18 protein-coding genes and 1 pseudogene are annotated in these 19,067 nt (G+C 68.2%); 13 read left to right on the top strand and 6 right to left on the bottom strand.

The window, feature by feature from the left end:
* The first annotated feature begins 126 nt into the window (after positions 1 to 126).
* Entirely contained in the window at positions 127 to 1,338 is a 1,212-nt protein-coding gene (locus PHX69_RS04170) for an HD-GYP domain-containing protein (protein WP_288042501.1), read from the top strand.
* Here PHX69_RS04170 and PHX69_RS04165 read toward each other — a convergent pair whose 3' ends face one another.
* Complete coding sequence (locus PHX69_RS04165; RefSeq protein ID WP_288042499.1) at positions 1,339 to 2,295, bottom strand: MerR family transcriptional regulator; 957 nt, start codon at positions 2,293 to 2,295, stop codon at positions 1,339 to 1,341.
* On the bottom strand, positions 2,292 to 2,579 hold the full coding sequence (locus PHX69_RS04160) for a hypothetical protein (protein WP_288042498.1): 288 nt from the start codon (positions 2,577 to 2,579) through the stop codon (positions 2,292 to 2,294). Before PHX69_RS04160 ends, PHX69_RS04165 begins: the two co-directional genes overlap by 4 nt.
* A gap of 159 nt (positions 2,580 to 2,738) precedes the next feature.
* Between PHX69_RS04160 and PHX69_RS04155 the strand changes: the two genes are divergently transcribed.
* The 8 genes and pseudogenes from PHX69_RS04155 to PHX69_RS04120 all read left to right on the top strand — a co-directional run bounded on the left by PHX69_RS04155 (position 2,739) and on the right by PHX69_RS04120 (position 10,130).
* A complete protein-coding gene (locus PHX69_RS04155; RefSeq protein ID WP_288042496.1) occupies positions 2,739 to 4,046 on the top strand; it encodes an NAD(P)/FAD-dependent oxidoreductase in 1,308 nt (435 codons plus the stop codon).
* A 93-nt stretch (positions 4,047 to 4,139) separates the two neighbouring features.
* Positions 4,140 to 4,931: pseudogene (locus tag PHX69_RS04150) on the top strand (DUF1365 domain-containing protein); the annotation flags it as partial.
* Between the two features lie 140 nt (positions 4,932 to 5,071).
* A complete protein-coding gene (locus PHX69_RS04145; RefSeq protein WP_288042494.1) occupies positions 5,072 to 6,310 on the top strand; it encodes an SAM-dependent methyltransferase in 1,239 nt (412 codons plus the stop codon).
* Positions 6,307 to 6,906, top strand: coding sequence for a chalcone isomerase family protein (locus PHX69_RS04140; RefSeq protein WP_502958470.1), 600 nt, complete (start codon positions 6,307 to 6,309; stop codon positions 6,904 to 6,906). The genes PHX69_RS04145 and PHX69_RS04140 overlap by 4 nt, the downstream gene beginning before the upstream one ends.
* The gene (locus tag PHX69_RS04135; RefSeq protein WP_288042492.1) at positions 6,903 to 8,300 is read left to right on the top strand and encodes an MFS transporter; all 1,398 of its coding nucleotides are present in this window, start codon (positions 6,903 to 6,905) and stop codon (positions 8,298 to 8,300) included. The genes PHX69_RS04140 and PHX69_RS04135 overlap by 4 nt, the downstream gene beginning before the upstream one ends.
* A 6-nt stretch (positions 8,301 to 8,306) precedes the next feature.
* A complete protein-coding gene (locus PHX69_RS04130) occupies positions 8,307 to 8,840 on the top strand; it encodes a DUF3833 domain-containing protein (protein WP_288042491.1) in 534 nt (177 codons plus the stop codon).
* A 41-nt stretch (positions 8,841 to 8,881) separates the two neighbouring features.
* Entirely contained in the window at positions 8,882 to 9,664 is a 783-nt protein-coding gene (locus PHX69_RS04125; RefSeq protein WP_119013947.1) for an SDR family NAD(P)-dependent oxidoreductase, read from the top strand.
* Between the two features lie 13 nt (positions 9,665 to 9,677).
* Positions 9,678 to 10,130 carry a nuclear transport factor 2 family protein gene (locus PHX69_RS04120; protein ID WP_288042490.1) on the top strand — a complete coding sequence of 151 codons (453 nt, stop codon included), beginning with the start codon at positions 9,678 to 9,680 and terminating at the stop codon, positions 10,128 to 10,130.
* 7 nt (positions 10,131 to 10,137) lie between these two features.
* Here the strand turns inward: PHX69_RS04120 and PHX69_RS04115 are convergent, their stop codons facing one another.
* The gene (locus tag PHX69_RS04115; protein WP_119013945.1) at positions 10,138 to 10,800 is read right to left on the bottom strand and encodes a glutathione S-transferase N-terminal domain-containing protein; all 663 of its coding nucleotides are present in this window, start codon (positions 10,798 to 10,800) and stop codon (positions 10,138 to 10,140) included.
* A gap of 107 nt (positions 10,801 to 10,907) precedes the next feature.
* Here PHX69_RS04115 and purB point away from each other — a divergent pair, with 107 nt between their 5' ends.
* Complete coding sequence (gene purB / locus PHX69_RS04110) at positions 10,908 to 12,287, top strand: adenylosuccinate lyase (protein WP_119013986.1); 1,380 nt, start codon at positions 10,908 to 10,910, stop codon at positions 12,285 to 12,287.
* A 163-nt stretch (positions 12,288 to 12,450) separates the two neighbouring features.
* A complete protein-coding gene (locus PHX69_RS04105) occupies positions 12,451 to 13,011 on the top strand; it encodes a YaeQ family protein (RefSeq protein ID WP_288042488.1) in 561 nt (186 codons plus the stop codon).
* A 106-nt stretch (positions 13,012 to 13,117) separates the two neighbouring features.
* On the opposite strand, the gene PHX69_RS04100 is transcribed toward PHX69_RS04105, so the two are convergent.
* Positions 13,118 to 13,540, bottom strand: a complete 423-nt coding sequence (locus tag PHX69_RS04100) for a DUF3717 domain-containing protein (RefSeq protein WP_119013943.1) — start codon at positions 13,538 to 13,540, stop codon at positions 13,118 to 13,120.
* 420 nt (positions 13,541 to 13,960) lie between these two features.
* Here PHX69_RS04100 and PHX69_RS04095 point away from each other — a divergent pair, with 420 nt between their 5' ends.
* Entirely contained in the window at positions 13,961 to 14,719 is a 759-nt protein-coding gene (locus PHX69_RS04095; RefSeq protein WP_288042487.1) for a TerC family protein, read from the top strand.
* Positions 14,720 to 14,833: 114 nt separating this feature from the next.
* Here the strand turns inward: PHX69_RS04095 and PHX69_RS04090 are convergent, their stop codons facing one another.
* Positions 14,834 to 16,366, bottom strand: coding sequence for a M48 family metalloprotease (locus PHX69_RS04090; RefSeq protein ID WP_502958469.1), 1,533 nt, complete (start codon positions 16,364 to 16,366; stop codon positions 14,834 to 14,836).
* A gap of 259 nt (positions 16,367 to 16,625) precedes the next feature.
* Between PHX69_RS04090 and moaC the strand changes: the two genes are divergently transcribed.
* On the top strand, positions 16,626 to 17,114 hold the full coding sequence (gene moaC, locus PHX69_RS04085; RefSeq protein WP_119013940.1) for a cyclic pyranopterin monophosphate synthase MoaC: 489 nt from the start codon (positions 16,626 to 16,628) through the stop codon (positions 17,112 to 17,114).
* Between the two features lie 26 nt (positions 17,115 to 17,140).
* Here moaC and PHX69_RS04080 read toward each other — a convergent pair whose 3' ends face one another.
* Positions 17,141 to 18,889 (bottom strand): O-antigen ligase family protein, encoded by a 1,749-nt coding sequence (locus tag PHX69_RS04080; protein WP_288042485.1) that lies wholly within the window; start codon positions 18,887 to 18,889, stop codon positions 17,141 to 17,143.
* Positions 18,890 to 19,067: the final 178 nt, after the last annotated feature.

Below are 19,067 nucleotides of genomic sequence, written 5' to 3'. Positions count from 1 at the left end.
GCCTGTTTTGACCTGAAAACCAGGGCAGCCACACGGCCCCGCCTGCCCTGGCCCGCTCCCGGCACCGCGCTGGCACGGGTTCTGTCATTTCCGCGCAAGCGCGCCGTGGTCATAATCTGCCTGCCCATGAACCTCCTCACCCTCAACATCGACACCATCCCCCTGGGGCAACCCCTGCCCTTTGCGCTGCGCGGCGCTGCCGGGGGGCTGCTGGCACACAAAGGCTTCGTCATCCGCAACCGCGAGGAGCTGGAGGTGTTGCTGGCGCGCGGAGTCCAGCTGTGTGTGGACACCGAAGAGTCGGGCGACAGCCACCGCACCTACCTGTCGCAATTGCAGCGCATGCTGCTGTCGGAAAAACCCCTCAAAGACATCGCCAGCATGCAGATGGAGGCCGCTGCACAGCCAGCGCGCAACCAGGCGGCGCCCGCTGGCCCGTCCAGCTGGCCCGACTTGCAGCAGCGTGCCACCCAGTTGCTGCGCTCGCCGCAGGTGGGCGAGGGCCAGTTTGCCGACCGCTTTCTGGAACTGCACGGCGAACTGGCCCAGCAATGCCTGCAAACGCCCGATGCCACGCTGCTGGCACTGATCCGCATCTCGGGGCAGGAGACGCACATGTACAGCGCCACCCACAGCATGCTGGTGGCCTGCGTGTGCATGGTGGTGGCCCGCGCCACGCTGCGCTGGACCGAAGACCGGGTGCTGCGCATCGGCTGCGCCGCCCTGAGCATGAACTGCGCCATGACCGAGCTGCAAGACCAGCTGGCCGTGCAAAAAGACCCCCTCTCGCCCGGACAGATTGCCGCCGTGGAAAACCACGCCGACCGCACCGTGGCCCTGCTGCAATCGCTGGGCGTGCGCGACACGCTGTGGCTGGACGCAGTGCGCATGCACCACCACCGCGCCCCCGGCACGCTGGCCAGCAAAAGCGAGGCCCAGCAAATGGCCCGCCTGATGCAGCGCGCTGACATTTTTGCTGCGCGCCTGGCACCCCGGGTTTCGCGCACCCCCATGCCAGTCACGGCGGCCATGCAGTCGTGTTACTACGACGAGGCGCACCAGGTCGATGAAGCGGGCGCTGCCATCGTCAAAACCCTGGGCGTGTACCCACCCGGCACTTTTGTGCGCCTGACCAGCCAGGAAGTGGGGCTGGTAGTGCGGCGCGGTGCCACCGCCACCACGCCCAAGGTGGCCGTGCTGCTCAACCGCGAAGGCATGCCCACGGGCGAGATGATTCCGCGCGACAGCAGCCAGCCCGCCTGGAAAATCACCGGCGTGGTTTCGCAGCGCGAAGTGCGCGTGCAAATCCCGCTGGAGCGGCTGCTGGCCATGGTCTGATCAGGCAGGGGCCGCAGCGGCCCGCCACAGCGCCACCTGCTCGGGCAGGCGCTCCAGGGCGTGCAGCCGCAGCACCCCCGCCACCACGCCCTGCCGGTCCAGCGCCGGGCAGCTCCCCCCGGCCCACACGGTCACTGCGGCGGGCAGCGTCTGGCGCAGCTCGCGCAGGGCGGTCAGCACGGCGCTAGCGCCCTGCACGGGCGTAAAGCTCAGGGCTACGATGTCGGCGCGGTGCGCCAGGGCGGCGGCGGCAATCTCGGGCACCGGGGTTTGCGTGCCCAGCGACAGGCAGGCGCAGCCTTCCAGTGCCAGCAGCGCCTCCACCATCAGCAACCCAATGGCGTGCGGCTCGCCCGGAAACGTGGTCAACAGCACCCGGGGGCCCGCCGCGTCGGGGTGCGCGGGCACGCTGGCAATGGCGCCGCGCAGCACGCCGGTGATGCACTCGGTGTAGAGGTGCTCCTCAAACACCTGGAACCGGCCCTGCATCCAAGCGTCGCCCACCGCCGTGGTCAGCGGCGCCACCAACCCGGTGACAAACTGCAATAACCCCAGCCGCAGCGCCGCCTGGGCCAACTGGCGGCGCAGGCCCGGCGCATCGTGGCGTTGCACCAGCGCCAGGCAGGCGGTCACATCGGGCAGCACCGCCGGGCCTGCCTGCGCGTGGCGGGCCCCGGTGGCAACGCCGGCAGCGGGAACCGCCAGGGCCTGCAACGCGGGCAAGTCCAGTGCCACCACGCGCCCAGGGCGATGCCCGGCATCCAGCAGGCGGCGAACCAGGCGCAAGCGCTCGACCTGTTCGGGCGGGTACAGGCGCTCATCAAAGGCATCGCGCGCGGGCTGCGGAAAACCATAGCGGCGCTCCCACACGCGCAGCGTGTCTTTGGACAAACCCGTATCCCGCTCTACTGCGGCAATCGACCAACCGGGGCTGGCCCCGGACATGTGCTCATTCATATATCAAACCTCAAACCGGGCCCATGCCCCATGACCCACTGGCTTGTGCAGCCATCACGGAACGGATTAAAGCGCAGATGGACAAATTGTGCTGAAATATAGAAATGTCCTAGACAAAAAGGAATGTTGTCCATGATGAAGCACCGCAACGGCCCTGCGCGCAGGCCCCACTCCCCCCGGCGGGCACCCACGCCCGCCCAGCCCTCCATGTGGTTACTTTTGTTGGATTTGCTCACACGCCCGTCCCGGAACTTTTGCGCACCGGCACCGCTCCACTCTCCCATGGAGCGCCCAGTGGCGTTCCACCCATTACCGTTGCGAAGCCTTTCAGACCTGCGGGTTCTGTCTGCAATCCCGGAGCGCTTCTCCTCCCTCCCTCACTTATTCGCTCGGGGGCGCTTCGCAACTTTTTTCTTCCCGGCCCAGGTCGGTGGTGTGCGGCCATGAGGGTCGCTGTTGTCGGCTCAGGCATCTCTGGCCTGGCGGTGGCCCACCGCCTGCGCAGTCAAGCCCAGGTCACGCTGCTGGAGGCAGGTGACTACTTTGGCGGCCACACCCACACCGTGGATGTCACCTTGCCCACCGTGCAGGGCCAGCCGGTCACGCATGGCGTGGACACAGGCTTTCTGGTGTTCAACGAGCGCACCTACCCGCAGCTGATTGCCCTGCTGGCCGAGTTGGGCGTGCCCACGGCCCAATCGGACATGTCGTTCTCGGTGCAGGTGCCCGATGCGCGCGGCGGCAACGCGCTGGAGTGGAGCGGCTCCAGCCTGGCCAGCGTGTTTGCCCAGCGCAATAACCTGGTCAGCCCGCGCTTTTGGGGCATGCTGCGCGACCTGCTGCGCTTTAACCGGCTGTGTACGCAGCTGGCGCAGGCCGGGGCGGAGTCGGCCCTGGTGCAGCCGCTGGGCGACTTTCTCAACCAGCACCGCTTTGGCACCGCCTTCCGCGACTGGTATTTTTTGCCCATGCTGGGCTGCATCTGGAGCTGCCCCACCGACCAGATGCTGCGCTTTCCGGTGGCCACCATGGTGCGGTTTTGCCACAACCACGGCCTGCTGCAAGTGAGCGACCGCCCGCAGTGGTGGACAGTGGCCGGGGGCGCGCGCCAGTACGTGGACAAAATCCTGGCCGGTGTGGCCGACAAGCGCCTGTCCACCCCCGTGCGGCGCATTGAACGCAGCGCCAGCGGCGTGCGTGTGCTCACCGACGGCCACGACGAGCACTTTGACCAGGTCGTGCTGGCCGTGCACAGCGACCAGGCGCTGGCCCTGCTGGCCCAGCCCAGCGCCGAAGAACGCGCCGTGCTGGGCGCCATCCGCTACCAGCAAAACCGCGCTGTGCTGCACACCGACACCAGCGTGCTGCCCCAGCGGCGTGCCGCCTGGGCCGCCTGGAACTACGAACGCGCCCCGCACACCGACCGCGAAAGCGCCCGCGTGTGCCTGCACTACCTGCTCAACCAGTTGCAGCCGCTGCCATTCACCCAGCCGGTGCTGGTATCGCTGAACCCCGTGCGCGAGATCGCGCCCCAGCGCGTGCTGGGCAGCTACGACTACGCCCACCCGGTGTTTGACATGGCTGCCATCCGCGCCCAAGGCCATGTGCCACAACTGCAAGGCCGCCAGCACACCTGGTTCTGCGGCGCCTGGACGGGCTACGGCTTCCATGAAGACGGCCTGCGCTCGGGCTTGGCCGTAGCCGACCAGTTGCTGGCCCTGCAACGCGCGCCCCAGGCGCAGGCGGCCTGAGCCATGACCGCGCACCGCCCTGGCCGCCCTGCGGCATCCGCCATTGGCCCGGCCACACCGGCTGCGCTGACCGCTGCGACCCCGCTGGCTGCGGTGGCACCAGCGGTGGCTGCCCCGGCTGCGCCGCTGATCGGCTTCGGCCAGGTGCGCCACACCCGCCTGCGCCCAGCGCACCACGCCTTTGCCTACCGCACGTTTTTCTTGCTGCTGCCCATGCGCACGCTGCAAGCCCAGCCCCGGGCAGCGCTGCCCCTGGCGCTGAACTGCGCGGGGGCCATCAGCTTTCACGACACCGACCACGGCGATGGGCGCAGCGCCGCAGAGGGCGGTGCGCTGGCCTGGCTCGATGGCCTGCTGCACGCCCACGGCATCACCGACGCCACGGGCGAGGCCTGGCTGCATTGCTACCCACGCGTGCTGGGTTACACCTTCAAGCCCGTGAGCTTCTGGTACTGCCACCGCGCGGATGGCAGCCTGCGCGCCATCGTGGCCGAGGTCAACAACACCTTTGGCCAGCGCCACTGCTACCTGCTGGACGCGCCGCGCTACGGCGCCGAACTGCACGCCGACAAGGTGTTCCACGTCTCGCCGTTTTGCGATGTGGCGGGCAGCTACCGCTTTCGCTTTATGCGCACGGAGCGCGGCGGACAGGCGCACACCGTGGTGCGCATAGACCACCACGACGACCAGGGTGTCTTGCTGCAAACCAGCGTCAGCGGCACCTTGGCGCCCATCACCCGCCAGAACCTGCGCCGCGCTCTGTGGGGCTACCCGGCCATGACGCTGGCCACCATCGCCCGCATCCACTGGCATGCCCTGCACCTGTGGGCCAAGCGGGTGGGATTTCGCTCCCTGCCCGTGCCGCCGGCCAGCAGCGTGACGCGTGGCGGCGCGGCGCCTGCGGTATCGCCCACCACGTTGCCCACAGCCTCAGCCGCCACGTCCCGCGCGCCAGCAACCTGGCCCACAGCGTCGCAGCCTGCCACGCCCACCCCATTGCCCGCCACTTCACCGACCGCACCGCCATGAACACCACCACCGCCCCCCGCGCGGCCAGCGCCCTGGCCCCGGCCCGCCTGCCCGCCAACATCCCCGCCAGCGCCCGCACCGCCCTGCGCCTGCTCGCGCGCCTGCAACACGGCGCGCTCACAGTGCAGTTGCCCGACGGCAGCGTGCAGCACTTTGGCCCCGGCGGCGGCACCGTGGCCGCCATCACCCTGAAAAACTGGAACGTCTTTGCCGCAGCGCTCAAGTCCGGCGACATCGGCTTTGCCGAGAGCTACATCGCGGGCGACTGGACCACCCCGCACCTGGCCGAGCTGCTCAAGCTGTTGATTGCCAACCGCCAGGCCATCGAGGGCATGGTCTATGGCACCTGGGCCGGGCGGCTGCTGTACCGCCTCAAGCATCTGCTGCACCGCAACACGCGCGCCAACAGCCAGAAAAACATCCACGCCCACTACGACCTGGGCAACGCCTTTTACGCACTGTGGCTGGACGAGACCATGAACTACTCGTCCGCCTGGTTTGAGGGCCGCCTGGACGGCGACCTGAGCGCCGCCCAGCACGCCAAGGTGCGCCGGGCACTGACCCTGGCGGGCGTGGCGCCGGGCAGCCGCGTGCTGGAGATCGGCTGCGGCTGGGGCGCGCTGGCCGAGATGGCCACCACCGAGTTCGGTGCCACGCTCACCGGCGTGACGCTCTCGACCGAGCAGCTGGACTTTGCCCGCCAGCGCATGGAGCGCCTGGGCGTGGGCAGCCAAGCCGACCTGCGTTTGCAGGACTACCGCGACATCGACGACGGCCCCTACGACGCCATCTGCTCCATCGAGATGATCGAGGCCGTGGGGCAGGAATACTGGCCCACCTACTTCCAGAGCGTGCAGCGGCTGCTCAAACCCGGCGGGCGCGCCTGCATCCAGAGCATCGTCATCGACGACGCGTTGTTTGACCGCTACACCCGCTCCACCGACTTCATCCAGCAGTACATCTTCCCCGGCGGCTGCCTGCCCTGCCCGCGCGAGTTCCGCCGCCAGGCCCAGGCCGCCGGGCTGCGCGTGGTCGATGAATTGGCCTTTGGTCTGGATTACGCCGAGACGCTGCGGCGCTGGCACGAGCGCTTTGTGGCCCAGCGCACCCACATCCTGCAACAAGGCTTTGACCAGCGCTTTTTGCACATCTGGGAGTTTTACCTGGCGTACTGCGAAGCGGCTTTCACCATGGGCAACATCAACCTGGTGCAGTACACCCTGGAGCGCGAATGAATATCGAAATGATAGCTGTCCGCGCCCTGCTGGCGGGCGTTGCAGCCACTTTTTACCTATATTCTGGCGCCGCTGTGGCGTCTGCTGCTGCCGTGCCCACCACCACCTCCGCAGGCACCGCGGCAGCCGCAGACGCCCCGGCGCCCATGGCCGGGTTGCAGGGGCGCGGCCAGGGCGTGCTGCGCTTTTGGGGCCTGGCCATTTACGAGGCGCGCCTGTGGGTCAGCCCCGGCTTTGCCGCGCAGGACTACGCCGCCCTGCCGCTGGCGCTGGAGCTGACCTACCAGCGCGCGTTCACGGCGCAGGCCATTGCGCAGCGCTCCATCGAAGAAATGCGCCGCGTGGGCAACTTCTCACCCGAGCAGGGCGCGCGCTGGCAACAGGCACTGCAAGCGACCCTGCCCGACGTGCAGCCCGGCGACCGGCTCATGGGCCTGTACCGCCCCGGCGCGGGGGCAGTGTTCCAGATGCAGGGGCGCACCGTGGGCGAGGTGGCCGATGCCGAATTTGCCCGGCTGTTTTTCGGCATCTGGCTGTCGCCGCGCACCTCCGAGCCACAGCTGCGCCAGGCGCTGCTGGCCCTGCCCGCACCATGACGAACAGCCAGCAGCCCCTGACGGCCCGCCAAGGCCTGGCCTATGGCCTGCTGGGCTTGCCGCTGGCCTTTGTGGCGCTGCCGCTGTACGTGCTCTTGCCCCACCACTACGCCCAGGCCTACGCCATGCCGCTGGCCACGCTGGGCGCGCTGCTGCTGGGCGCGCGCCTGCTGGACGCCGCTATCGACCCGCTGCTGGGCCGCTTTAGCGACCGGCTGTTTGCCCACTCGCTGCGCGCCGTCTGGACAGCGGGGGCGCTGGCAGCACTGGCGCTGGTGCTGGGGCTGGCGGCACTGTTCGTGCCCGAACGCTTCAGCGCCGACCTGCCCCGCCAGCCGCAGCGCCTGCTGGTCTGGGCGGCGCTGGCGCTGCTGCTGACCTACACCGCCTACAGCCTGCTGGGCATTGCCCACCAATCCTGGGGCGCACGGCTGGGCGGCAACGAGCTGCAACGCAGCCGCACCGTGGCCTGGCGCGAGGGCTGCGCGCTGGTCGGCGTGGTGCTGGCCTCGGTGCTGCCTGCGCTGGCCGGACTGCCGGTGATGCTGGCGGTGTTCAGCGCCGCGCTGGCACTGGGCTGGCTGGCCTGGACGCGCGCACCTGCGCCCAGCGCCGCACCGACCACCTCGCCTGCACCGCCGCCCCCGGCCAGCCTGTGGCACCCCTGGCACAGCACAGCGTTCCGGCGCCTGCTGGCGGTGTTCATGGTCAGCGGCATTGCCAGTGCGGTGCCAGCCACGCTGGTGCTGTTTTTCATCCAGGATCGGCTGCGCGCCACGCCCGCGCAAGAGCCGCTGTTTCTGGGCACGTATTTTTTGTGCGCTGCGCTGTCGATACCGCTGTGGCTGCGCGCGGTGGCGCGCTGGGGGCTGGCGCGCAGCTGGCTGGCGGGCATGCTGCTGGCGGTGGCCGTGTTTGGCTGGACGGCCACGCTGGGCGCGGGCGATGTGGCGGCGTTTATTGCGGTGTGCGCGCTCTCGGGCGTGGCGCTGGGCACCGATCTGGCGCTGCCCGGCGCGCTGCTGGCGGGCGTGATCGCCCAGGCCGGTGACGCGGGCCGCCACGAAGGCGCCTACTTTGGCTGGTGGAACTTCGCCAGCAAACTCAACCTGGCGCTGGCCGCAGGCCTGGCGCTGCCGCTGCTCGATGCCCTGGGCTACACGCCCGGCACACGCGACCCAGAAGCCCTGCGCACCCTGGCCCTGGCCTATGCCGTGCTGCCCTGCGCCCTCAAGCTGCTGGCGGCAGCGGCGCTGTATGGCCTCATCGTGCGGCCTGCCGCTGCGGGTGCGGGCCAGCCCGCCCCAGCGGCGCACCCCGCAAGCCCCGCAAGCCCCGCAAGCCCCGCAAGCCCCGCAAGTTTTGCGCACCCTGCGCCCTTTTCTGAAAGGTAACTCCCCATGCAACGACGCCTTGTTCTCAGCGCTGCCGTGGCCAGCAGCGCCAGCCTCATCGGCTGCGCCAGTCCGCAGGTGGGCGACTACGCCAGCCAGACGCCCACCCTCGATCTGGCCCAATATTTCAACGGCACCGTCGATGCCCACGGCATGTTCCAGGACCGCAGTGGCCGCATCGTCAAGCGTTTTACCGTGGTCATGGACTGCCAGTGGCAGGGCAACCAGGGTGTGCTCGACGAGGCCTTCAGCTACTCGGACGGTACCACCGGGCGGCGCATCTGGCGCCTGACGCGCCACGCCGATGGCCGCATCACCGGCACCGCCGACGACGTAGTGGGCGAGGCCGTGGGCCACACCGCAGGCAACACCTTCCGCTGGAAATACACCCTGCAACTGCCCGTGGACGACAAGGTCTATGAGGTGCAGTTTGACGACTGGATGGTGCTGATCGACGAGCGCGTGATGCTCAACCGCGCCACCATGACCAAGTTTGGCCTGCGCCTGGGCGAGGTCACGCTGTCGTTCACCAAGCGCTGACTGCCCGCACTGCTTGCCAGCGCTGAACCGGTACACACCCCATGGCATTGAACCCTCGCATCACCCACTGGCCGGGCCAGCGCGTCTGGCTGGTGGGCGCCTCCAGCGGCATAGGCCGCGCCACCGCTGCCGCACTGCACGCGCGCGGCGCACAGGTGGTGGTGTCGGCGCGCAACGCCGACGCGCTGCAATCGTTTGTGGCCCAGCACCCCGGCAGCCAGGCGCTGGCGCTGGACAGCACCGATCGCCAGGCCGTAGCCGCTGGCGCCGCCACCTTGCTGGCCCAGGGCCCGCTGGATTTGGTGTGCTACTGCGCGGGCCACTACCACGCCATGCGCGCCCAGACCTTTGACCTGGACGATGCGCTGCGCCACCAGCAGATCAACACCACTGGCGCGCTGCACGTGCTAGGCGCCGTGCTGCCCGCCTTTCTGGACGCCGCACGCCAGGGCCGGCCCGGCCACCTCAGCCTGGTGGGCAGCGTGGCGGGGTTTCGGGGGTTGCCGCAGGGGCTGGCCTACGGGCCGACCAAGGCCGCGCTGATCCACCTGGCCGAGGCGCTGTACCTGGACTTGCACCATGAAGGCATCGCCGTGAGCATCGTCAACCCCGGCTTTGTGGCCACACCGCTGACGGCGCAAAACGACTTTTCCATGCCCGCGCTGATCTCGCCCGAGCAAGCCGCCAGCGCCATCGTGCAAGGCTGGGAGCGCGGCGACTTTGACATCCACTTTCCCAAGCGCTTTACCCGGGTGATGAAGCTGCTGCGCCTGCTGCCCTACCGGCTGTATTTTCCGGCGGTGCGCCGCTTTACCGGACTGTGAAAGGCTTTGCCCCATGACCACTGCCATCACCCTGCACCCCCACGAGGCCGTCACGGCCATCGTGGCGTTTTTTGAGCACCTGCGGCCCGAGAACCTGCCGCAGATCGGGCAGCTCTATGCCGCCAACGCCCGCTTCAAAGACCCGTTCCAGGACGTGCAGGGCGTTGCCGCCATCACCGGCGTGTTCGAGCACATGTTTGTGGCGCTGGATGCACCGCGCTTTGTGGTCACGCAGCGCGTGGTGCAAGGCACGCAGTGCTTTCTGACCTGGGATTTTCACTTCCGCTTCCAGCGCTTTGACCGCCACGTGACCCAGACCGTGCGCGGCGCCACGCACCTGGTGCTGGACGCGCAAGGCCGCATCCTGCTGCACCGCGATTACTGGGATGCCGCCGAAGAGCTGTATGAAAAAATTCCGCTGGTCGGTGCGCTGATGCGCTGGCTCAAAACACGCGCCAACGCCTGAAGCGCGCTCAGGCGGGCGTGGCGGGCACCACAGCAGGCGCTGGCACAGCCGCCGCATCGACAGGCTTGGTATCGGCAAAGCTGGGGCGCAGCGCCAGCTTGTCCATCAGCTTGGCCAGGTTGGGGTGCTCGGTGCGCCAGGCGATGTCAGGGAAGCGAAACTCCAGCCAGCCCAGCGCACAGCCCACGGCAATGTCGGCCAGCCCCAGGTGGATGCCACCGTAAAAAGGCCGGTCGCCCAACCCGTGGCCCAGGGCAATCAGGCTGGCATTGACCTTGGCCATCTGGCGATCCATCCAGGCCTGCGAGCGCTGGGCCGGTGTGCGGCCCGCAAAGGTGTTTTCCAGGCGCACCAGAATGGCCGCGTCGAGCATGCCATCGGCCAGCGCCTCCCAGGTCTTGATCTCGGCGCGCTCGCGGCCCGACGGGGGAATCAGCTTGCCCACGGGCGAGAGGGTGTCGAGGTATTCCACAATCACGCGCGAATCAAACAGCGCCTCGCCCCCCTCCATCAGCAGGCAAGGCACTTTGCCCAGCGGATTGGTGGCGGCAACGCGGGCGCCATCGCCCCAGACATCGTCCAGCACGAACTGGTAATCCAGCTTTTTTTCGGCCATGACAACGCGCACTTTGCGCACGTAGGGGCTGGTGGTCGATCCGATCAGTTTCATGGTGTTTTGACAAAAGCGGGCAAGCGCTGCAAAGGCGTAGCAGGCGATTCTATCGAGTGGACGCCGCGCTATGCACCTGCGTGCTGCGCGCCCTACAATCGCGCCCCATGAGCCCCTCGACCCTTACTGCCCTGTCGCCGCTGGACGGCCGCTACGCCGCCAAACTCTCCACCTTGCGCCCCATCATGAGCGAGTACGGCTACATGCACCGCCGTGTGCAAGTGGAAGTGGCCTGGTTCATGGCGCTGTCGGACGCCGGTTTTGCCGAATTCAAGCCCCTGACCACCGGCGCACGCGCCTACCTGCTGGGCTTGGTGAAAAACTTCTCCGAGGCCGATTGCGCCGCCATCAAAGAGTTTGAAAAAACCACCAACCACGACGTCAAGGCCGTCGAATACTGGATCAAGAGCAAGTTCGAGGCCCGGCCCGAGCTGGAAAAAGCCACCGAATTTGTCCACTTCGCCTGCACCAGCGAAGACATCAACAACACCAGCCACGCGCTGCAATTGCGCTCCGGGCGCGATCAGGTGGTCTTGCCGGGCCTGGACCGCATCATCCTCAAGCTGCGCGAAATGGCCCACCTGCACGCTGACGTGCCCATGCTCAGCCGCACCCACGGCCAGACCGCCAGCCCCACCACCGTGGGCAAAGAGCTGGCCAACGTGGTGGCGCGCCTGACAACGGCCGTAGACCGCATCGCGGGCGTGAAGATCATGGCCAAAATGAACGGCGCCGTGGGCAACTACAACGCCCACCTCTCGGCCTGGCCCGAGTTTGACTGGGAAGCCTTCTCGCGCCGCGTGATCGAGACGCCCGAGCCCATGGGCCTGGGCCTGACGTTCCAGCCCTACTCCATCCAGATCGAGCCGCACGACTACATGGCCGAGCTGTTCGATGCCGTGGCGCGCGCCAACACCATCCTCATCGACCTCTCGCGCGACATCTGGGGCTATGTCTCCCTGGGCTACTTCAAGCAGCGCCTGAAGGCGGGCGAGATTGGCTCGTCCACCATGCCGCACAAGGTCAACCCCATCGACTTTGAAAACGCCGAGGGCAACCTGGGCCTGGCCAACGCGCTGCTCAAGCACCTGTCCGAGAAGCTGCCGATTTCGCGCTGGCAGCGCGACCTGACCGACAGCACGGTGCTGCGCAACATGGGCGTGGCCCTGGGCTACGCGGCGCTGGCCTACACCTCGCTGCTGACGGGCCTGAACAAGCTCGAACTGAACGAAACCGCCCTGGCCGATGACCTGGACGCGGCCTGGGAAGTGCTGGCCGAGCCCATCCAGACCGTGATGCGCCGCTACGGCGTGCAGGGCGCCTACGAAAAGCTCAAGGAAGTCACGCGCGGCCAGAGCGTCACCGCCGAAGCGCTGCACGGCCTGATCCGCGCCCTGGACATTCCCGAGGCAGAAAAAGAGCGCCTGCTGGCCATGACGCCCGGCAGCTACACCGGCAAGGCGGCTGAACTGGCGCGCCGGGTCTAGGCTGGGCGATGGGCCTATCGGCTTTCAAGCCTTTTTGGCCTCTGGCGCTTACCTGGTAAGCGCGAGCAGCTATCATTTTTGATGCCCTGGAAACCCCAGGGCATTGCTTTTTCCGGGCCTGCGCCCGCCGTTTTCTGCCTGACACCCTTTACTGCGAACGCCCATGGCCATCAAATCCACCATCTTCAAGGCGAACCTGCAAATCGCCGACATCGACCACGGCTACTACGCCGACCACGCCCTGACGCTGGCGCGCCACCCCAGCGAGACCGACGAACGCATGATGGTGCGCCTGGCCGCGCTGGCTATTTCAGCGCACCAGCTCAATGACCTGTGCCACGGCGATGGCACCCTGGCCTTTGGCGCGGGCCTGTCCGACCCGGACGACCCGGACGCCTCGCTGACCGACTTCACCGGGCGCAAGCGCGTGTGGATTGAAGTGGGCCAGCCCGAAGACAAGCCCCTGACCAAAGCGTGCAGCAAGGCCGATTCGGTCATCGTCTATTGCTTCAACCACGCCGCTGAAATCTGGTGGAAAGGCATCGAAACCAAGCTCTCGCGGCTGGAGAAGTTGCAGGTCTGGCGCATTCCCACCGAGGCGTCGCAAGAGCTGGCCCGCCTGGCCGAGCGCAGCATGCAGCTGCAAGCCACGGTGCAAGAGGGCGCCCTGACGCTCAGCAGCAACCTGGGCAGCGTACACATCGAGGCCGTGCGCTGGAAATAGGCCACGCGCGCACCCGGCGCCGGTGCAAGGCGGCCTCAAATACTCCTGATTTGATAGCTTATAGCGCTTTCTGGTCGGGCCTTGCAGGCCGATTTGGCTTAAAAAATCAGGGATTGCCAGCCACGTTTTCTGCGGCCCGCTCGGCGTAGCGGTTGAAGCGCCAGGCCGTGCCCTCGCGGGTGATGCGCTGCCAGACGGCGCGCTTTTGCGCCGGGCTGTAGGCCAGCCAGTGCTGCACTTCGGCAAAACTGCGGCCACAGCCTTTGCAGCAGTCATCGCCCTGGCTGGTGGAGCAGATGGCAATGCAGGGGGTGTCGGGGGTGGTGGCGTACCAGTCCAGCCAGGCGGCCAGGGCGGGCGCGGGCAGGTCGGCCTCGTCCAGTGCCTGGGCGCGGGCATAGACCATGCGGGCATACACCTCGGCCAGCGCCAGCACCGGGGGCGCCAGCGCCACGCCATCGGGCGAGGGGCTGCGCGCGCGCCAGTGGTTGATGGCCGCTTCGATGTCGGTGATGTGGATGGTGCTCATGGGGTGCCAAGCCTGCCGGGGCGGGGTGTTTGCAAAGGCTGGGCAGGATACGCCAGACCGGACGCACCCGCCGCCAGCCCAGCGGCCGATCTACGTGGTATCCACATCGGGCGCGGGCTTGTGCCAGCGCCCAGACAGTGCTCCAATCGGGGCCTTCGAAGGGGAGTAGCTCCCGATCGGAACCGTCGTCAATACGAAGCTTTGCTTCCGGCGCTTCCGGGTTCGGCCTCACACACGGGGCGCCGCACCGAGCAAGACCTTTGATGGGCCCACAGTGGGCTGATCAAGGCCATCCCCGCGCAACCTGAGCCCTTGCGGCACGCCCTTGATCCGCCCATCGCAGGCCCTGACCGCCTGGACGGACTCGGTGCCACAGTGGCCACCGGCCCGTCCTTTTTGCCCACTGATACCGAGGAACTTATGGAATTTTTGTCTTCGCCCGAATTCTGGATTGCGCTAGGCCAGATCATCATCATCGACATCCTGCTGGGTGGCGACAACGCGGTGGTCATTGCCCTGGCCTGCCGCAAACTGCCGCCCGCCCAGCGCACCAAGGGCATCATCTGGGGCACCGCTGGCGCCATCATCCTGCGCGTGATCCTGATTGCGTTTGCCATGACGCTGCTGGCGCTGCCGTTCCTGAAGTTTGTCGGCGCGCTGCTGCTGGTGTGGATTGGCGTCAAGCTGCTGGCCCCCGATGAAGAAGGCCACGGCAACGTCGAAGGCAGCGACAAGCTGTTTGCCGCCATCAAGACCATCATCGTGGCCGACCTGGTGATGAGCGTGGACAACGTGATCGCCATCGCCGGTGCGGCGCAAAACGCGGGCGAACACCAGATGCTGCTGGTGGTGCTGGGCCTGCTGATCTCCATCCCGATCATCGTCTGGGGCAGCCAGCTGGTCATCAAGCTGATGGACCGCTTCCCGATGATCATTACGTTTGGCGGCATGCTGCTGGGCTGGATCGCTGGCGGCATGCTGGTCACTGACCCGGCCTTCGTCAACCCCGCCATCGTGGACTGGATGCCCAAGTGGGGCAGCCTGGATGAGAAGGGCATTGCCGTGATCTCGGACACCATGTACTGGGCCTCGCACGTGGCAGGCGCGCTGCTGGTGTTGGCCGCAGGCAAGATGATTCTGGCGCGCCGCGCGGCCAGCGGCGAAACGGCTGCACACTGAGTGGGCGCTGCCTGCTGCCAGCGCACTGGGCGCTGGCGCAGTACCAAAAACCGAAGGGGGCGCAAGCCCCCTTTTTTTATTGGGCCGCGCAAGTGGATGGCGGCGCGGCCCAGTTCAACGCTCGGCGGCCTGTTGGGCTTGTTCGCGCGCCAGGGCTTCGACGGCGCGCAGGCGCGTGTCGATGATGGAGGCTTCCACAAAATCTGCCGGTGCGCTGCCCTTGCGCGCCACATCCTGCCCGGCTTTGAAGCGGTCCACGGCGGCGGCGTAGTCGTAGCGCGCAGCGTGGGCCTCGGCTTCGGCGCGCACGCTGCGCAGCACCTGGCCTTGGGCTTGCCACACGCTGGCCAGCAGCTGCCAGGCACCGGCGTCGCGCGGGTGCGTAGCCAACCAGGTTTGCAGCGGCCCGGCCATGTCTTGCGCCTGGCCCGCGCGCAGCAGCACCTGGGTGCGCAGCAACAGCGTGGGACGATCCGGGCTGGCAGCACCGCCCCCAGCGGACAGGGCCTGGCGAGCGGCCTGCACATCGCCTGCGGCCAAAGCCAGCTCGGCGGCCAGCAGCTGCACCTGGCGCTGCGCCGGGGCGTCGCCCTGCACCACGGCCTGCAACGGCACCAGCAGGGCACGGGCGCCCGCGTGGTCACGCAGCTGGCTGGCGGCCAGCGCGGCGGCATACAACGCGCCCGCACGCCGCGCTGCGGGCTGCGCAGCAAACCCCGTGCTGCGCGGCTCGGCCTGCCATTGGCGCAGCACATCCACCCCGGGCCGCGACAGCACCCGCGCGCGCGCCGACACCATGGCGTGTTCCAGCGCAGGCGCGGGCGCGAGCGTGCTGGCTCCGGGCGGCAGGCGCGACTGCATGTCGGCAATGCGCTGCGTGGTCAGCGGGTGGCTGCGCAGGTAGGGCCAGGAGCCGTTGTCGTTGAGCCGGTTGGCCTGTTGCAGCTTGTCAAACATGCCGACAAAGCCCTGCGGCGCAAAACCGGCAGGCGCCATCAGGCTGTAGCCAACGCGGTCGGCCTCGCGCTCCATGTCGCGCGAGAAGTTGAGCTGGTTTTGCACCACCAGCGCCTGCCCGCCAATCGCCAGCGCCTGTGCAGCATCGGGGCTTTTGCTGGCAGCCAGCGCGCCCAGAATCATGGCGCCGATCATCAGCGGGGTTTGTCGGCTTTGCTGGGCCATCAGCCGCGCGATGTGGCGCTGCGTGACGTGGCTGAGTTCGTGCGCCAGCACCGAGGCCAGCTCGTCGCGGCTGGCCACCACGCCGATCAGCCCCAGATGCACGCCCAGGTAGCCGCCGGGCAGCGCAAAGGCGTTGACCGAGCGGTCGCGCCCCAGCAGCACCTCCCAGGCAAAACGCTCGTCCAGCTCGGGCGAAAGCTCGCCGCGCGCACGCGCCGCCGCCAACAGCGCCAGCCACTGCGTCTGCACATATTCGACCAGCACCGGGTCGTCGATGTAGTCGGGGTCGCGGTACAGCTCGCGGATGATGCTGTCGCCCAGGCGGCGCTCTGCCCCGGCGGTCAGGTCGCCGCCATCGCCCAGCGTGGGCAGGCGCGGCTGGGCCATCGCCGAGGTGCCAACTGCACCGCAGATTGCTATCAGAACAGAAGCTGCCAGCGCACGCCCAGCAAGCGCCAGAGGCATTTTTGGCTTGAATAATGGGCGGGGTTGCTGCGACCTGCGCGCGCCCGGGGTGGGCGGCACGGCGGGTGGCACAGTAGGCGCTAAAACAGCTGACAAGGCAGGCCCGGTGATCCCATTGCGCCAGGCGGGCCAGGCGGGGGCGGTGCAGACCAGGGGGCAGGCGGCGGCGGGGCCGGTGGCGGGGTGCGGGCGGTGTGGCATCACCGTATGATGCCCGGCTGCCTGAATGTTCCCCACCCGCATCACTCGGTTACACCCCATGTCTGCACTCACCCACTTTGACGCCCAGGGCCAGGCCCATATGGTCGATGTGGCCGCCAAGGCCGCCACCCACCGCATTGCCGTGGCGGGCGGGCGCATAGAAATGCTGCCCGCCACCCTGGCGCTGATTGAAGCGGGCAACGCCAAAAAGGGCGATGTGCTGGGCATTGCGCGCATCGCGGGCATCCAGGCCGCCAAAAAAACCAGCGACCTGATTCCGCTGTGCCACCCGCTGGCCCTGACCCGTGTTGCTATCGAATTTGAAGCTGCCAGCGCACGCCAGCCGGGCGCTTGCGGCATATTTTGTGCTGCTACCGTAGAAACCGTGGGCCCCACCGGCGTGGAGATGGAGGCCCTGACCGCCGTGCAGGTGGCGCTGCTCACCATCTACGACATGTGCAAGGCCGCCGACCGGGGCATGTCCATCCACGATGTGCGCGTGCTGGAAAAGCACGGCGGCAAATCGGGCAGCTTTACCGCGCCTTGAGGGCAGCGCCCCACCCGGCACGCTGTTTACGGCGCCGGGCGCGCGCCCGCAGCGATGGCCCGGTTGGCCGCTGACCAGCGCGCAAACTCGGCGGGGAAAGCGGCACGGTAGCGGTGCAGGTGCTGCGCCACCACCGCGTCGTGGCCCAGCAGGGCGGCGCTCTCGATCAGCGCTTCGATCACCCGGGGCTCTGGCGAGAAATGCAGCACCTGCTGCGCCAGCGGGTAGATGCGCGAAGCGGTGGCGGGCGTGACCGGGGTGGTGGTCAGCACGACAAAATCCACCTGGTCAGCAAACAGCCGCGTCCCGGCCACCTGGGCCAGCACCGCCTCAGTGGAGGCACCTGCGCGCTGCGCTGGCGGCACAAACACCTGGGCCAGGCGCAGGTACTGGGCGCTGACGTACCCCCCCCCGGCCAGCAACAGCGCCACCACCAGCGCCTGCACCGCCAGCGCCCCCGGCCTGCGCAGCAGCACCAGCGCGTGCGCCCAATGCCGTGCCCACCCTGCCCCTGGCGCCCCGGCGCGCTCCGACCCCGACTGCGGCACCAGCAACAACGCCAGTGCCAGCACCGTGATCCATTGAAACGGCCCGTACCACAGCGGAAACTCCAGCAGGCTGTGGATGCCCACCACCGCCAACATGCCCCAGGCCAGCTGGCGCGCCGGGTTGACCTCGCGCCAGGGCTGCGCGCGCCACAGCGCCCACACCGCCGCGCCGCACAGCACCAGCGCCACCGGCAGCCCCAGCTCCACGGCCAGGTGCAGCGGCAGGTTGTGCGCGTTGTCCAGAAGCGTGCAAAAGCGCTCCCCGGGAAACAACGTGATGTAGTGGGCATAGTCCAACTCGCCCCAGCCCCAGCCCAACCAGGGCTTTTGCGCAATCAGGTGCAGCACGTTGGCCCACAGCACGCGCCGGCTGGTGCAGGCAGGCCCGCCATCGGTAAAACGCCCCAGCAGCCCGTCGGCCTGAAACCCCGTCCATTGCCACAGCAGCTGCGGCAACAGCCAGGCGGCTGCGCCGTACACCAGCGCGCCCACCAATGCCAGCACCAGCGCCAACCGCCCCATGGACGCCCGCCAGCACCAGAGCAAAGCCACCAGCACCAGCCACTGCAACAGCCCCGTGCGCGAGGCCGTGGCCGCGCTGGCCAGCGCCAACGCCACCAGCGCCCAGGCCGAAAACACCCCCAGCAGGCCCACCGCCCCGGGCAGCGGCACCCTGGTATCCACACCTGCACCTGCACCTGCACCTGCAATGGCACCGGCGCCCGTGCCCGTGCCCACATCTACAGCCCTGTCGGTATCTGCGTCCGTGGCAGACCAGCGCACGGGCAAACGTGCCTGCGCCTGCGCCAGCAGCCACAGCAGCGCCCACACGCCCACGCTGAGCAGCGACGCCTGCTGGTTGCGCTGGCGCACATTGCCCATGGCCAGCCCCGGTGACGACGGTGCCACCCACGGCGCCCAGCCCAGTGCACCATCAAAATACTGCAACAACCCCGCCGCTGCCGCCAGCAGTGCGCCCCACAACAAACCGCCCGCCACCCAGCACGCCCACAACGCCGGGGCCAGCGCCTCAGCCGCCCCCCCCGGCGCCGAGCGCGCGCACCACGCAGGCCACCACCACAGCACGCCAAACCCCAGCAAGCCACAGCCCCACGCCACCATCAGCGGCCAGAAATTGGGATTCGGCGCCTGCGTGAACGGAAACACCATGGGCAAAGCCACCGCCAGGCCCAGCACCAGCGCGCGCACAAAAGAAGAAAGGTTCATGGAGCACCACAGCAAAGCGGCCACTGCGCCCAGTGGCCCCCAAGCGCCTGCACAGCGCAGGCGCAACAGCGGCGTATTGTGGGCGCACCAGGCACCGGCACTGCCCGCTTTTTGCCGGGCTTGCTCCCGCTGCGGCAACGCGCAGCACAGGCTTGCTGCACGCCAAAGCCATCAAATT

Source organism: Simplicispira sp. (assembly GCF_028687295.1).
GTDB lineage: Bacteria > Pseudomonadota > Gammaproteobacteria > Burkholderiales > Burkholderiaceae_C > Simplicispira > Simplicispira metamorpha.
Note: the sequence above shows the minus strand (reverse complement) of the source record. Positions and strands in the feature narration are given on the sequence as shown.

What these genes read in the sequence shown, in the direction of transcription:
- PHX69_RS04105 (WP_288042488.1), top strand. Translation starts at nt 12,451, where the DNA reads ATGGCCATCAAATCCACCATCTTCAAGGCGAACCTGCAAATCGCCGAC.
- PHX69_RS04165 (WP_288042499.1), bottom strand. Translation starts at nt 2,295, where the DNA reads ATGAATGAGCACATGTCCGGGGCCAGCCCCGGTTGGTCGATTGCCGCA.
- moaC (WP_119013940.1), top strand. Translation starts at nt 16,626, where the DNA reads ATGTCTGCACTCACCCACTTTGACGCCCAGGGCCAGGCCCATATGGTC.
- PHX69_RS04155 (WP_288042496.1), top strand. Translation starts at nt 2,739, where the DNA reads ATGAGGGTCGCTGTTGTCGGCTCAGGCATCTCTGGCCTGGCGGTGGCC.
- PHX69_RS04080 (WP_288042485.1), bottom strand. Translation starts at nt 18,889, where the DNA reads ATGAACCTTTCTTCTTTTGTGCGCGCGCTGGTGCTGGGCCTGGCGGTG.
- PHX69_RS04130 (WP_288042491.1), top strand. Translation starts at nt 8,307, where the DNA reads ATGCAACGACGCCTTGTTCTCAGCGCTGCCGTGGCCAGCAGCGCCAGC.
- PHX69_RS04170 (WP_288042501.1), top strand. Translation starts at nt 127, where the DNA reads ATGAACCTCCTCACCCTCAACATCGACACCATCCCCCTGGGGCAACCC.
- PHX69_RS04125 (WP_119013947.1), top strand. Translation starts at nt 8,882, where the DNA reads ATGGCATTGAACCCTCGCATCACCCACTGGCCGGGCCAGCGCGTCTGG.
- PHX69_RS04095 (WP_288042487.1), top strand. Translation starts at nt 13,961, where the DNA reads ATGGAATTTTTGTCTTCGCCCGAATTCTGGATTGCGCTAGGCCAGATC.
- PHX69_RS04120 (WP_288042490.1), top strand. Translation starts at nt 9,678, where the DNA reads ATGACCACTGCCATCACCCTGCACCCCCACGAGGCCGTCACGGCCATC.
- PHX69_RS04115 (WP_119013945.1), bottom strand. Translation starts at nt 10,800, where the DNA reads ATGAAACTGATCGGATCGACCACCAGCCCCTACGTGCGCAAAGTGCGC.
- PHX69_RS04145 (WP_288042494.1), top strand. Translation starts at nt 5,072, where the DNA reads ATGAACACCACCACCGCCCCCCGCGCGGCCAGCGCCCTGGCCCCGGCC.
- PHX69_RS04135 (WP_288042492.1), top strand. Translation starts at nt 6,903, where the DNA reads ATGACGAACAGCCAGCAGCCCCTGACGGCCCGCCAAGGCCTGGCCTAT.
- PHX69_RS04140 (WP_502958470.1), top strand. Translation starts at nt 6,307, where the DNA reads ATGAATATCGAAATGATAGCTGTCCGCGCCCTGCTGGCGGGCGTTGCA.
- purB (WP_119013986.1), top strand. Translation starts at nt 10,908, where the DNA reads ATGAGCCCCTCGACCCTTACTGCCCTGTCGCCGCTGGACGGCCGCTAC.
- PHX69_RS04160 (WP_288042498.1), bottom strand. Translation starts at nt 2,579, where the DNA reads ATGGGAGAGTGGAGCGGTGCCGGTGCGCAAAAGTTCCGGGACGGGCGT.
- PHX69_RS04090 (WP_502958469.1), bottom strand. Translation starts at nt 16,366, where the DNA reads ATGCCTCTGGCGCTTGCTGGGCGTGCGCTGGCAGCTTCTGTTCTGATA.
- PHX69_RS04100 (WP_119013943.1), bottom strand. Translation starts at nt 13,540, where the DNA reads ATGAGCACCATCCACATCACCGACATCGAAGCGGCCATCAACCACTGG.